We start from the raw sequence: 13639 nt of genomic DNA on the forward strand, positions 1-13639 counted from the left end.
TTGCAGCGGCGCTTGTGGCGCCCCCTTCTCCCTGCCGGGGAGAAGGGGGAATGCCTCATCAGGCCGGCGACACCAGCGTCGGCTGCAGGGCGCCCGAAACGTTCGGGGTGACCTTCAGCGTCGCCTTGTAAAGCAGCGGCTGGGCATATTGCAGCAGCGGGATCACGTAACCCTCTTCGGCAATATACTTGCTGACGGCCTTCCAGCCGGCGATGCGCTTTTCTTCGTCCTTCTCGCCCCAGAGCGGGCCGATCATGCCGTCGAGGTCGTCGGTGTTCCAGACGGAATGCGGCGACGGGCCGAACATGGCAAAACCGGTCGAAGTGGTCGGATCGCCGATGGCGTTGCCCCAGTTGTAGAAGGCGGCAGGCGCCAGCTGGTCGGCGGCACGCAGCTCGTAATGCTTGGCGATTTCGTAGACTTCGATTTCCGCCTCGATGCCGACCTTGCGCCACATGCCGACGATCGCCTGGATCATCTCGTAGTCCTTCGGCTTGAAGCCGCGCGTCGTCTGGATCTTGAACTTGGCCGGCTTGTCGGTGGAGAAGCCGGACGCGGCCAGCAGCGACTTTGCCTTTTCCGGATCGAAACCGACGACGATGGAGGGGTCGTAGGCATCGTACTCCGGTGCTTCCAGCGTATCGATCGGCACACCGTAACCACGCAGCAGCCGGTCGACGATCGCCTTCTTGTCGATGGCGTGGTGGGCGGCGAGGCGGACGTTCTTGTCGAGCATCACCTCGATGTTGTTGAGGAAGATCATGCCGATATCGGAAATCGGCGTGGCGACGCCGGCAAAACCGTCCGTGCCCTTCAGTCGGTCAAATTCCTCATAGGGAATTTCGAGCGTGATGTCGGAAGCGCCCGATTCCAGCTCGGCAACGCGGCTGGTGCCGTCGGGCACGAACTTGAAGACAACCGTATCGAAAGCCGGCTTGCCGCCGAAATAATTCTCGTTGGCCTTGAGGCGCAGGAAGGCGTTGCCCTCGTAGGCGTCGACCATGTAGGGGCCGGTGCCGATCGGCGCCTTTTCGAAACCTTCGGGCCCGACCTTTTCATAATAGGCCTTCGGCAGGATGTAGCCGGTGAGGAAAGCCATCCACTTGAAGAAGGTCGGCTCGAAACGCAGCACGTCGCCGGTGATCCTGTTGCCGTCGATCGTGTAGTTGCCGGCGGTCGACCAGATGAACTGGATCGGGTTGCCGGTCTTTTCGTCGGCGGCGCGGTTGAGCGACCAGACGACGTCTTCCGGCGTGAACGGCGAACCGTCATGCCACGTGACGCCTTCGCGCACGTCCATCCACACCTTGGTCTTGTCGTCGTTCCACCCCCAGGCCGTCAGCAGGCCCGGCTGGAAGGAAAGATCCGGCCCCTGGCCGATGAACTGGTCGAAGACCGAGCGATAGATCGCCTGGATCGACGGATTGACGGCGGAAGGACCGACCGTCGGATCGAAGGACGGCAGGTTGACGTTATAGGCAATCGTCAGCGTGCCGCTTTCGACGGCAGAGACGAGGTTACGCCCGGAAAATACACCGGTCAGAAAGGCGGCAGCACCCAGGCCCAGCGCCTGGCGTCTGGAAAGCGTCATCATGGATTGAACTCCGTCGGTTCCCCTGGTCCCGGCAAGACGGCTTCCACGCCACCCTTGCCCGGGCATTTTTATTGATCGGAATGCTTTAATGTTAAAATAAGCAATTTTTGCTGGCAAGCGCTTTCTCGCAGAAGCGATGCGTTACGGGTGCGGCGATGGGGTCATATATATGCCATCGCATATATATACCGACAGTCGTCCACGTCCTGTTCCTGCGCTTGTTTCAAAGGCTCGACCCTCCTTTCCGAGACCACGGAATTTGCGCATTGACACAAAGCCGCGTCGCAAAATATGATTTTGCAAATGATTATAAGATCACGCTCCGCTTGGGAGCAAGGGGAATTCTCGAAATGGCAGAACGGTCTTTTGCACGCGAGGTCGAAGATCTCAAACTGGGCGAAGGCGACATCTTTCGCGGCGAGGGAATCCTGGCGATCACCAAGGCGCTCCTGCAGTCCGGCGTCTCTTATGTCGGCGGTTACCAGGGCTCGCCGATCTCGCATCTGATGGACGTGCTGGCGGATGCCAAGGACGTCATGGAAGAACTGGGCGTGCATTTCGAGACCTCGGCTTCGGAAGCAGCCGCCGCCGCCATGCTGTCGGCATCGGTGATGTATCCGGTGCGCGGCGCCGTGACCTGGAAATCGACCGCCGGCACCAACGTCGCCTCCGACGCGCTCTCCAACCTCTCTTCCGGCGGCGTCACCGGCGGCGCGATGATCATCATCGGTGAGGATTACGGCGAAGGCTCCTCGATCATGCAGGAACGCAGCCATGCGTTTGCGATGAAATCGCAACTCTGGCTGCTGACCCCGCGCCCCAACCTGCCGTCGATCGTCAAGGCAGTAGAGGAAGGCTTCGAGCTGTCCGAGGTTTCCAATACGCCGGTGATGCTGCAGGTCGGCATCCGCAGCTGTCACGTGCACGGCCAGTTCGTCGCCAAGGACAACAGGCGGCCGGACTTCACCCTGCGCCAGGCGCTGGAAAACCCGGTGCGTGATGTCAGCCGCATCGTGCTGCCGCCAGCTTCCTTCGTCCATGAGAAAGAGAAGCTGGAGCGCCGCTGGCCGGCCGCCGTCGCGTTCATCAAGGACCGCAAGATCAACGAATATTTCGGCCCCGAGGAAGGCGAAGTCGGCATCATCCTGCAGGGCGGGCTCTATAACGGCGTGATGCGCGCTTTGCAGCAGCTCGGCCTTGCCGATGTCTACGGCAATTCCTCCGTGCCGCTCTATGTGCTCAACATCTCCTATCCGCTCGTCGACGATGAGATCGCCGATTTCTGCGTTGGCAAGCAGGCGGTGCTGATGGTGGAGGAAGGCGCGCCGGAATATATCGAGCAGATGCTCAACACCATCCTGCGCCGCCGCGACATCCAGACGAAGGTCTCCGGCAAGGATGTGCTGCCGATGGGTGGCGAATATACCGCGCCGGTGCTGGTGAAGGGCGTGCAGGCCTTTCTCGAAAAATACCAGCGGGTGCTGCTCGGCAACCAGCCGCCGATCCCCGATCCGACGCCGGTGCTGCGGGACCCGAAAATCAAGGCGCTTGCCGAAGTCGTGCCGCCGCGTCCGCCGGGCTTCTGCGTCGGCTGTCCGGAAAGGCCGATCTTCGCGGCCATGAAGCTGGTGCAGGGCGAACTGGGAGACCACCACGTCTCCGGCGATATCGGCTGCCACCTGTTCTCCATCCTGCCGCCCTTCAACATCGGTTCGACGACGATGGGTTACGGCCTGTCGCCGGCGGCGGCCTCCGCCTTCAATGTCGCATCAGACAAGCGGGTGATCTCGGTGATGGGCGATGGCGGCTTCTGGCACAACGGCCTTGCCACCTCGATCGGCAACGCCGTGTTCAACAAGCAGGACGGCGTCATCCTCGTCGTCGACAATTTTTATTCGGCCGCGACCGGCGGCCAGGACGTCATGTCTTCGCGCGCCATCAACCCGCGGCGCAAGACCAATAACTCCATCGTCAACGCGGTGAAGGGCATCGGCGCCACCTGGGTGCGCCAGATCGACCGCACCTATGACGTCACCAAGATGCGCGACACGTTGCGCGAGGCGCTGACGACCAAGGAAGAAGGCCCAAAAATCATCGTCGCTTCGTCCGAATGCATGCTGAACAAGCAGCGCCGCATCAAGCCGCTCTTCGCCAAGGCGGTGAAGGATGGAAAACGCATGGTGAAGGAGCGGTTCGGCGTCGACGAGGATGTTTGCACCGGCGATCATGCCTGCATCCGCCTTTCCGGCTGTCCGTCGCTGTCGGTAAAACACACCGACGATCCGCTGAAGGACGATCCGGTGGCGGCGATCGACAACAACTGCGTCGGCTGCGGTAATTGCGGCGAGGTTTCGGAAGCCGCCGTGCTCTGTCCGTCCTTCTACCGTGCCGACATCATCCATAACCCGACCGGCTGGGACCGTTTCCTCGCGAAACTGCGCGGAAAAGTCATCGGCTGGCTGCAGGCGCGCCGCCAGGCGAGCCGCATCGTCTTTGCGGATTGAGGCCTGTGATGAGCGAACACGTCTCTCTGCCGGCTACGCGCCACTCCACCGACAAGCCGTTGTCGCTCGCCATCCTCGCCATGGGCGGCCAGGGCGGCGGCGTGCTCGCCGACTGGATCGTCAACATGGCGGAAGCGCAGGGCTGGATGGCCCAGACCACCTCGGTGCCGGGTGTCGCCCAGCGCACCGGCGCGACCATCTATTACGTCGAGATGCTGCCGGCCCGCGACGGCCATGCGCCGATCTTCTCGCTGATGCCGACGCCAGGCGATGTCGATGTCGTCATCGCCGCCGAACTGATGGAAGCCGGCCGCTCGGTGCTGCGCGGCCTGGTGACGCCGGACAAGACGGTGCTGATCGCCTCGACGCACCGCTCCTTCGCCGTCAGCGAAAAGCAGACGCCGGGCGACGGCATCGGCAATCCGGTGGTCGTCATCGACGCCACGGATTTTGCCGCGAAAAAAACCATCGCCTTCGACATGGAAAGCCTGGCCGTGAAAAACGGCAGCGTCATTTCCTCGGCGCTGTTCGGCGGACTGGCCGCCGCCGAGATCTTGCCGTTTACAAAGCAGGCATTCGAGGCGACCATCCGCGCCGGCGGCAAGGGTATCGAGGCGAGCCTGAAAGCCTTCAACGCCGCTTATGAACGCGCCAAGGACAAGCCGACCGAAAAGCTGTCGGCGACGCCGGTCAAACGCTTCGACGTCCTGCCGGAAACCGCCGGCCACCCGGCGCTCGACCGCCTTGTCCACCGCATCCGCAGCGAGTTTCCGGAACAGGCGCAGCAGATGTTGTTTGCCGGCGTCAAGAAACTCACCGATTTCCAGGACCCGGCTTATGCCGGCGAATATCTCGACCGCGTTTCGGCGTTGCTCGCTCTCGACCGCCGTCACGGCGGCGAAACGAAGGATTTCGCATTCACCGTCCAGGCGGCAAAATATGTCGCCGTCGCCATGGCATATGATGACGTCATCCGCGTTGCGGACCTCAAGGTGCGCGCCTCGCGCTTCGAACGGGTACGCAAGGAGGTCGGCGCCCGGGACGGGCAGATCGTCTATACGACGGAATACATGCATCCGCGCATGGAAGAGATCTGCGGCACGCTGCCGAAAAAGCTCGGCCTGTGGATCGAAAACCGCCCCACCTTGTTCAACCGCCTCGACAAGCTGGTCAACAAGGGACGCCGGGTAAAGACCGGCACGCTGTTCTGGTTCGGCGGTCTCTATATCGTCTCGGCCCTGCGCCGCGGCCGGCGCGGCACGCTCAGGCATTGTCGCGAGATGGAGCATTGTGAAGCCTGGCTGAAGACGGCAACCACGGTGCTCGGCGACAACTACGATCTCGCCGTCGAAGTGCTCGGTTGCCGGCGGCTGGTGAAGGGCTATTCCGACACCCACGCCCGCGGCCTGTCGAAATTCGACCGCGTCCTCTCCGCCCTGCCGCTCATCCGCCACCGCGACGACGGCGCCGCCTGGCTGAAACGCCTGCGCCAGGCCGCCCTGCTCGACGAAAAAGGCATCGCCCTCGACGGCGCGCTAAAAACCGTGGCGACGCTGGACAGCTGATGCCGATGGAGAAGCTGGCAAGGGCAGCGGACTGCCATTCGCCCACCGCGCCTGAATGTGCTGGCCGGCAATTTTGCTGGCGAATTGATGTGCGCTGCTGATCATGCCGGCGCAAAAGCCAAACGACGGCGCACACGAGGCCCCTTGGGCTGCAGACGAAATGTCAGCCCTTCGAGGTCAGCGTATATTTCCCCAGCAGTTCCATGCCACGGGTATCGTTCGGGCAGGCTCGCCCGAGCGCTCCAGTCCATGTCGCCGGAGGCGACGCCGGGATATGTCTGATGGCAAGATTTACCCGCACGATCGAACATCCGCTATCGCATGACCTTCTCGAACTGAAAGCCCTCGCCGCCCACAGGATCGTCTGATCCGGGGTGGTGAGGGTCAGGATGAAGCGCGTGGAAGAACGCGATGATCTTGAAGCCGCACTTGTTGACGTAAAAGTGGATGTTTCTCTTCTCAAAGTAAGGCGTATGCGTCCGCCATGTGACGGTCTGCGGATAGCGTGCTTCGATGGCAAGCCAGGCCTTGTGACCCAGACCATGCCCGTGCTCGCCGACCTTCAGGAAGAACAGGTCGAGTGTGTTGTGATGGGTCTCCTGATCGATCGTTACCACCGCACCGCCGACATTTTCGCCGTCGCGGAGAATGCGCAGCGCAACAGCACCTGGAGCGTTGTTCGCTTTGTCGAGATCTTCGTCAGAAGGGATGGGGCCGTTTGGCAGCTCCCCGAATTCCTCGATGACTGCGATGGCGAAAGCCTCCTGAAGGTCTTTCTTGAACTCAGCGAGATCGTTCGGACTTGCGACGGCGAGGCTTACATTATGACTGGTCATGACTTCTCTCAGATTGTTCAAGGCGCGAACGAGTTTCATGGATGGAACGTCGGGGGCAATTCCGCGTCATCCTTTAAAAACCCCAACCTCGCGTGGCATCGATTGCCGCTTTCGTGCCTAGCAAGTCGAGCTTGATATTGTGTGGAGGACCTGTGGAGATTGTGTGGAATTGGCGGCCGGGCGTGGAAACGACAGGGTGATCCTCGCCGTTCCGGCCCTGGCAAGCGGGTATCAGGAAACTGGCCTTCCGAGAGAAATCTCGAACATCGCCCCGCCTTTGCTGGAAGGCGCGTAGCGGACCTTGCCGCCATGCGCCTCCACAATGGCACGAACCACCGACAGGCCAAGGCCATTTCCGCCTTTCTCCAGCAAGTGGGGTTGCCTGCCCCTGCGGAAGGGTTCGAAGGCCGAGGACGCGATGTCGGCGTCGAGACCGGGTCCCTCGTCGGTGACCCTTAACATCACCTGCCCATCCTCCACCTGCAGGCTGATCTCGACGTCGCCGCGCACTGCATACCGGCGGGCATTGGTGACGAGCGCGAGGAGCACCTGGCGAATCCGCATGGCATCGGCGGACACCAGAGGATCGGAAAGTTGAAGCCGAAGTTCGAAACCGTCCTGTTTCAACTCCTGTTCCAGCGCTTCTGCCAGCCGTTCGATCTCATCCTTGAGCCGGATGGGCTGAAGACGGAGGTCGAGATGGCCGCTATCCGCCAACGTCACCGTTCGCAGATCCTCGACGAGCCTGGCAAGCGAATCGACCTGCAGCACCAAAGCACGAAGAGACTTTTCATCCGGCTCGAATACGCCGTCGATCATGCCTTGCAGGCGGCCTTTCAGAATCGTCAAGGGCGTGCGCAATTCATGGGCGATCGTCGCATTCCAAAGGGTCATATCGGAGGCCATGTCCTGCAGACGCTGGGCCATGGCGTTGAAGTCTTCGACGAGAAGGGCCGTCTCGCCAAGCGAATGGTCGCCGGGAATTGCGCGAGCCGAAAGATCGCCGTCCTTTATGCGCCTGGCGCTCATCGCCAGTGATTCCAGCGGCTCGAGGATGCGCCGCGCCAGACGGACCGACGCCATGGCCGCAACGATTAACGCAATAAAGATAAGGACAGCCAGGATAATGAAATCAAAGCCTGTCAACCAGTTGTCGGTATCTTCGGACCATGGAAAGAAATAGAAGAGCGCGCTGAAAGCAAGGTAGGTCCCGAAAAAGACCAGCAATCCGGCCGCCACGGTCACGGACGCCATGGCGAGCAGTAATTGCCGGCTGAGTCCCTTCATGAGCATCATCAGTCGACTGCCAGACGGTAGCCGATCCCTCTGATACTCATCAGCATCCCTTCACCGCCAGCCTGTTCGAGTTTCCTGCGCAGTTTGCTCAGATGACTGTCGATGGTCCGATCCAGCGCGTCGGAACCGGGCAGGCAGGCATCGACGAGTTCGCTTCGCGAAAAGGCCTTGGTGGGAGTGCGGGCGAGGTGCGCCAGCTGCCGGAATTCGGTCAGGGTCAGGGAGAGGGCAATGTCCACGCCGTCCTGTTCAATCCTGGCCTGATAGCTGTCCAGATCGATTGTCAGGTTCCCGGCACGGATCATCGCGCCCGCCCGGCTCAAGCCTGTACGCCTCAGGACGGCCTTTGCCCGTGCAACCACCTCTATGGGATTGAAAGGCTTCACGATGTAGTCGTCGGCGCCGATACGCAGCCCTTGCAAACGATCGATGTCTTTATCCAGAGCTGTGATGATGATGACGGGGGTACGGCCTCGCCGTTGAATTTCGGCGAGAAGCTCCCAGCCATCCAACCGAGGCATGGTTATATCCGCCAGCACGATATCCGGTTTCAGCGAAAGATGCAGATCAAGGGCGACTTGCCCATCGCGGGCGTGCACCGTGCGAAATCCCTCGCGGGTAAAGTAGGCATCGAGAATACCGGCGATCTCCAGATCGTCCTCGGCAATCAAAACAAGTTCCGCCATGATCATCGCCCTCCTTTCGACTGCAATGCCACCGCACCGCCTCGCGGTCGAGTAGGCGTTTCTCGCCTCCACACAATCGCAACAAAACCTCCACAAAGCCCCAACGTAACCCTCTTAGAGAATCACCATCAAGCTCTTTTCAGGGAAGTGGATGGTGAATGCTGATGCAACGGGGCACTCGTTTCTGGAAATTCGGCATGCTATGCCTGCCGGTATTATTCCTCTGCGCATGCAGCGATCAGCCGGATGCCGGGGCCAGCGCAGTTTCCGCGCCGCGGCCCGCTCGCGTCGGCGTCATGACAGTGCAGCCGCAGGCCGTCACTGTCTACGATGAGTTGCCGGGGCGGGTTTCGGCCTTTCGGACGGCGGAAATCCGGGCGCAGGTTAGCGGCATCATTCAAAAGCAGCTCTTCCAGGAGGGAGCCTTCGTTAAGGCCGATGCCCCGCTATTCCAGATCGAGCCGGCTCCCTTCGTCGCGGATGCCGATGCAGCAACCGCCGTGCTGGCGCGTGCCGAAGCGGAACGCGTGAATGCTCAGGTAAAATTCGAGCGCACCAAGCTTCTCTCGGCACAGAAGATCACAAGCGACGAAGCTTTCAACAATGCGACTGCCGCATTGGCCCAGGCCAAGGCGAGCGTTGAAGAAGCCAAGGCCAATCTGGCGCGGCGAAAACTGGAACTGTCCTACGCCACCATCCGGAGCCCGATAAGCGGTACAATCGGGCAATCCTTCATGACGGAAGGCGGACTTGCTTCTTCCTCCGCAACCGCACCGCTTGCGGTGGTTCAACAGATCGATCGGGTCTACGTGGATGTCCGTCAATCCTCCATGAGCCTGGAAAGTCTGCGCGAAACAGCGTCCGGAGCGGGGATGAGCGATCCGGAAGAACTGCCGGTCGGGATCAAAACCGTAACGGGCAAGGTTTACGGCCATGTCGGAAAAGTGATCTTCTCCGACATCACGGTCGATGGCGCCACAGGTAGCCTTGGGATCCGGATACTTGTCCCCAATCCCGAGCAGCAACTGCTGCCGGGCATGTTCATCCGTGCGATGGTGCCGCGGCAGGTTTACCCGGCTGCATTTCTGGTGCCGCAAGAGGCGGTTACACGCGACCCGGCGGGAAGACCGGAACTCATCGTCGTCTCCGCGGACAAAACCGGCACGAGGCGGATTGTCGAACTGGGACCGGTCATCGACGGGCAGTACCTCGTGAAAAGCGGTCTTTCGGCTGGCGAAACCATCGTCGTGCTGGGGCAGGAGCGGGTCCAGGATGGACAACCGCTTGAGACGTCGCCGGCGCAATCTTCCAGCCAGACGCAGAATTAAGGAGCGGATGATGCCGCAATTCTTCATCGACCGGCCGGTCTTCGCCTGGGTCATCGCGATCATGATCGTCATTGCCGGGCTGATCGCCATTCCACAATTACCCGTGTCGCGCTTCCCCACCATTGCCCCGCCGAGCGTATCCATCTACGCCACCTATTCGGGTGCGACGCCGCAGGCGATCAATGACAGCGTCACCAGCGTGATCGAACGCGAAATCTCGGGCGTGAAGAATGTCCTCTATTTCGATTCCTCGGCAGATACGTCCGGATCCACGACCATTACCGTGACGTTCAAGCCGGGGACCGATCCGGAGCTTGCGCAGGTGGACATCCAGAACAGGCTGAAGGCGGTGGAGCCCCGGCTTCCCGAGCAGGTGCGCCGGGCCGGGCTGTCCGTGGAATCCGCATCCTCCGGCTTCCTGATGATTGTCTCCTTGAAATCGAAGGACGGGACGATCGATGCGCTTTCGCTTGATGATTATCTCGTGCGCAATGTCGCCCCGGAGCTCAAGCGCGTGGCCGGCGTCGGCCGGGTCCAGTCGTTTGGCTCGGAAGCGGCCATGCGGATCTGGCTCGACCCTGCACGCCTGCTGGCGCATTCGATCTCGATAGCCGAGGTGACGCAGGCGATCCAGTCCCAGAACATCCAGGTCACGCCAGGACGCTTGGGCGATACCCCGACAGTTCCCGGGCAGAAAGTCAGCGTGCCGCTCAACGTCACAGGCCAGCTCCAGACGCCGGAAGAATTCGCCGAGATCATTCTCCGATCAAGCCCGGATGGCTCGCGGTTGACCCTGGGCGAGATCGCCAGGATCGAGGTGGGATCGCAATCGTCGAGCTTTGCCATTCTCGATGGCGGCAAGCCTGCCACCGCAGCCGCCATTCAGATGATGCCGGGCGCCAATGCCGTCAGCACATCGAGCGGGGTGCGCGCCCGTCTGGCGGAGCTTGCCCTCACCATGCCGGCAGGGATCGAGTACGCCATCTCCTATGACACCGCACCTTTCGTGAAGATCTCGATTCAGAAAGTGGCGCAGACGCTCGCCGAAGCCATGGTGCTCGTCTTCCTGATCATGTTGCTGTTCCTGCAGAATATCCGCTACACGCTCATTCCGGCCATCGTCGCTCCGATAGCATTGCTCGGCACTTTCGCCGTCATGCTGGCGCTCGGATATTCGATCAATGTCCTGACAATGTTCGGCATGGTTCTCGCGATCGGCATCATTGTTGATGACGCCATCGTGGTCGTCGAAAATGTCGAGCGGCTGATGGCGACAGAAGGTCTGTCACCGCGTGAGGCGACGCGCAAGGCCATGACCGAAATCACAGGCGCGGTGATCGGGATCACCTTTGTGTTGACCGCTGTCTTTCTTCCTATGGGATTTGCATCCGGTTCGGTCGGCGCGATCTACCGTCAGTTCACGGTGTCGATGGCCGTCTCCATCCTCTTCTCCGCCTTCCTGGCGCTCAGCCTCACGCCAGCCCTTTGCGCGACCCTGTTGAAGCCGGTCAACCACGGCCACCTTCAGCGAAAAGGCTTCTTCGGTTTGTTCAATCGTGGATTTAACCGTTTGACGGAGCGCTACACGGGCTGGATTACGAGACTTGTGCAGAAGACAGGTAGAGTGATGCTTGTCTACCTTACCATTCTCGGCGCAGTGTCCTATGGCTACACAACGCTGGCGACCACATTCGTGCCGGAGGAAGACCAGGGCTCTTTCATGACATCCTTCACGCTGCCGGCAGAGGCGACAGCTGAGCGCACGCGCGACGTGGTCAATCTCTTTGAGAAACATGTGCAAACCCGACCGGATATCGTCAACAACCTCACGATTATGGGCTTCGGATTCTCGGGTTCAGGTCCCAACACAGCAATGTCGTTCACGACGATGAAGGATTGGGACGAGCGCACGACAAGCGTGGACGACGAAGTAAATGCCGCAACCGATGCCATGGCCGGCGCGAACGAGGGCGAGATCCTCAGCCTCAAGCCGCCGGCGATCGAGGAACTGGGCACCACATCAGGCTTTTCGTTGAGACTTCAGGATCGCGCCAACCATGGCGACAAAGCGCTTGCCGCCGCCGCGGATCAACTCACCCAGTTTGCATCGCAGAGCATGCTGCTGAGCGATGTCCGCGTCGACGGGCTTCCCAGTGGTCCGAGCGTCACGCTCAAGGTCGATCGCCAGAAGGCCCGTGCCCTTGGTGTCGAATACTCCACGATCAGCGATACGCTGGGCGGCGCCGTGGGTTCGACCTATGTGAATGATTCCCGCGAGATGGCCGGTTGCAGCAGGTCATCCTGCAGGCAGAGGCGGCAAGCCGCATGCAGGTGGATGATATTCTCAACCTTCATGTCCGAAGCGACGCCGGCAAGATGGTCCGCCTTTCGGAGATCGTGACACCCCAGTGGTCGAACATGCCGCTGCAGGTCACCCGCTACAATGGCTACCCGTCGACCAGTATTTCCGGCTCGGCGGCGCAAGGTGTTTCCAGCGGCAAGGCCATGGACGAGATCGAGCATATGGCGCTCACGCTTCCCAAGGGTTTTGCTGTCGAATGGACGGGACAATCCTTGCAGGAGCGCCAATCCGGCGCCCAGGCGCCGATACTGATGGCTTTCTCGTTCCTGATCGTGTTTCTGGTGCTGGCAGCGCTCTACGAGAGCTGGACGGTGCCGCTCTCGGTCATGCTCGTCGTGCCGCTCGGCGTTATCGGGGCCGTCATTGCGGTTTATCTGCGCGGCCTTGAAAACGATGTCTTCTTCAAGGTCGGCCTGATCACCCTCATTGGTCTTTCAGCAAAGAACGCGGTGTTGATCGTGGAGTTCGCCCGCAAGCGGCAAGTGGATGGTCAGGGCCTCGCCGAAGCTGTCGTCGACGCCGTGCGTCTGCGTCTGCGTCCCATCATCATGACGTCACTTGCCTTCACATTGGGCGTGGTGCCACTGGTCATCGCCTCAGGCGCAAGCTCGGAAACCCAGCATGCCATCGGAACCGGGCTGTTCGGCGGAATGATCTCCGGCACTGTTCTGGCGGTGATTTTCGTGCCGGTTTTCTACGTTTTCGTTACGCGGCTCGGGCGGCGGCGCCAGCAGCAACGAACGCTGGGCAATGAGGCCTGAACAATGCGGCTTTCTGGAAGAGGAGCTCATAAACACGGTATGTCTGCTTCTATCTTCCACGCTACAGGAGCGGAGCGTCCGCAGTCCGCCCCGAAGTCCGCCATGCGAGAGGAGATGAGCAAATGGCAGGTTTCCGGTGGCGGAGAAGCACACCGCACGGCGGGACTGATGTCGAGAGCGGAAATTCAAGCTGAGGCACCACCGGAGCGACATTCGCCTTGCTTTGGCGTTTTTCCGTACCATGAACCAGAAGGGAAAAGCCCATGCCATCCGTATCCAAAAGCAAGCACGAACTTAAAACCGACCTTATCGAACTGCGTGTCGTCCAGAAGGTCGTCGTCGGCAAGACACCGGGCCACCAGCCGGCAAGCCTGCAGGTCCATGGCCTGATCGCGTCTATTCTCGTGCAGATGGACGTTCTCGATTACATGAGGAGCCACTTTATTTCGAGATCCACGACGATTTTATGGAAAGGCCGGAAGCCGTCGAGATCGACAGCGAGGAGAAGAGAGAGATGATGCTCGACATTTACCGCGAGGAATTGCTTGAGCGGTTTCCCGAGTGGGAGAATTTGCAAATGTCATTGGTTGCGGGGGCAGGATTTGAACCTGCGGCCTTCAGGTTATGAGCCTGACGAGCTACCGGGCTGCTCCACCCCGCGTCCTCTGGGTAAACTGCAGCGCAGTTTATCCGGCTTTAGCGTAAAT

8 protein-coding genes, 1 tRNA gene and 1 pseudogene are annotated in these 13639 nt (G+C 60.6%); 5 read left to right on the plus strand and 5 right to left on the minus strand.

The genetic code is table 11. From position 1 onward, the window contains the following. Positions 1-58: 58 nt before the first annotated feature. A complete protein-coding gene (locus DEM27_RS12955; protein ID WP_165823414.1) occupies positions 59-1591 on the minus strand; it encodes an ABC transporter substrate-binding protein in 1533 nt (510 codons plus the stop codon). Between the two features lie 353 nt (positions 1592-1944). Between DEM27_RS12955 and DEM27_RS12960 the strand changes: the two genes are divergently transcribed. Further along, entirely contained in the window at positions 1945-4098 is a 2154-nt protein-coding gene (locus tag DEM27_RS12960) for a thiamine pyrophosphate-dependent enzyme (RefSeq protein WP_109458640.1), read from the plus strand. 8 nt (positions 4099-4106) lie between these two features. Beyond that, complete coding sequence (locus DEM27_RS12965) at positions 4107-5663, plus strand: indolepyruvate oxidoreductase subunit beta family protein (protein WP_109458641.1); 1557 nt, start codon at positions 4107-4109, stop codon at positions 5661-5663. A 314-nt stretch (positions 5664-5977) separates the two neighbouring features. Here the strand turns inward: DEM27_RS12965 and DEM27_RS12970 are convergent, their stop codons facing one another. The 3 genes from DEM27_RS12970 to DEM27_RS12980 form a co-directional block, all read right to left on the minus strand. Then, positions 5978-6499 (minus strand): GNAT family N-acetyltransferase, encoded by a 522-nt coding sequence (locus DEM27_RS12970; protein ID WP_109458642.1) that lies wholly within the window; start codon positions 6497-6499, stop codon positions 5978-5980. Positions 6500-6730: 231 nt separating this feature from the next. Beyond that, entirely contained in the window at positions 6731-7795 is a 1065-nt protein-coding gene (locus tag DEM27_RS12975) for an ATP-binding protein (protein WP_109458643.1), read from the minus strand. After that, the gene (locus DEM27_RS12980; RefSeq protein ID WP_109458678.1) at positions 7795-8481 is read right to left on the minus strand and encodes a response regulator; all 687 of its coding nucleotides are present in this window, start codon (positions 8479-8481) and stop codon (positions 7795-7797) included. The genes DEM27_RS12975 and DEM27_RS12980 overlap by 1 nt, the downstream gene beginning before the upstream one ends. 158 nt (positions 8482-8639) lie before the next feature. Here DEM27_RS12980 and DEM27_RS12985 point away from each other — a divergent pair, with 158 nt between their 5' ends. From DEM27_RS12985 to DEM27_RS12995, 3 genes and pseudogenes are all read left to right on the plus strand, one after another. Continuing rightward, positions 8640-9809, plus strand: coding sequence for an efflux RND transporter periplasmic adaptor subunit (locus tag DEM27_RS12985; RefSeq protein WP_245445811.1), 1170 nt, complete (start codon positions 8640-8642; stop codon positions 9807-9809). A gap of 10 nt (positions 9810-9819) precedes the next feature. Continuing rightward, positions 9820-12932: pseudogene (locus tag DEM27_RS12990) on the plus strand (multidrug efflux RND transporter permease subunit). Positions 12933-13195: 263 nt separating this feature from the next. Continuing rightward, positions 13196-13450 carry a hypothetical protein gene (locus tag DEM27_RS12995; RefSeq protein WP_205908894.1) on the plus strand — a complete coding sequence of 85 codons (255 nt, stop codon included), beginning with the start codon at positions 13196-13198 and terminating at the stop codon, positions 13448-13450. A gap of 66 nt (positions 13451-13516) precedes the next feature. Here the strand turns inward: DEM27_RS12995 and DEM27_RS13000 are convergent. After that, positions 13517-13593: transfer RNA gene (locus DEM27_RS13000), tRNA-Met, on the minus strand. Positions 13594-13639: the final 46 nt, after the last annotated feature.

The organism is Rhizobium album, from assembly GCF_003122325.1.
GTDB lineage: Bacteria > Pseudomonadota > Alphaproteobacteria > Rhizobiales > Rhizobiaceae > Metarhizobium > Metarhizobium album.

Bases quoted from the DNA above. Each gene is read 5' to 3' on its own strand.
- DEM27_RS12955 (WP_165823414.1), bottom strand. From the start codon at position 1,591: ATGACGCTTTCCAGACGCCAGGCGCTGGGCCTGGGTGCTGCCGCCTTT.
- DEM27_RS12960 (WP_109458640.1), top strand. From the start codon at position 1,945: ATGGCAGAACGGTCTTTTGCACGCGAGGTCGAAGATCTCAAACTGGGC.
- DEM27_RS12995 (WP_205908894.1), top strand. From the start codon at position 13,196: ATGCCATCCGTATCCAAAAGCAAGCACGAACTTAAAACCGACCTTATC.
- DEM27_RS12970 (WP_109458642.1), bottom strand. From the start codon at position 6,499: ATGACCAGTCATAATGTAAGCCTCGCCGTCGCAAGTCCGAACGATCTC.
- DEM27_RS12985 (WP_245445811.1), top strand. From the start codon at position 8,640: ATGCTGATGCAACGGGGCACTCGTTTCTGGAAATTCGGCATGCTATGC.
- DEM27_RS12975 (WP_109458643.1), bottom strand. From the start codon at position 7,795: ATGATGCTCATGAAGGGACTCAGCCGGCAATTACTGCTCGCCATGGCG.
- DEM27_RS12965 (WP_109458641.1), top strand. From the start codon at position 4,107: ATGAGCGAACACGTCTCTCTGCCGGCTACGCGCCACTCCACCGACAAG.
- DEM27_RS12980 (WP_109458678.1), bottom strand. From the start codon at position 8,481: ATGGCGGAACTTGTTTTGATTGCCGAGGACGATCTGGAGATCGCCGGT.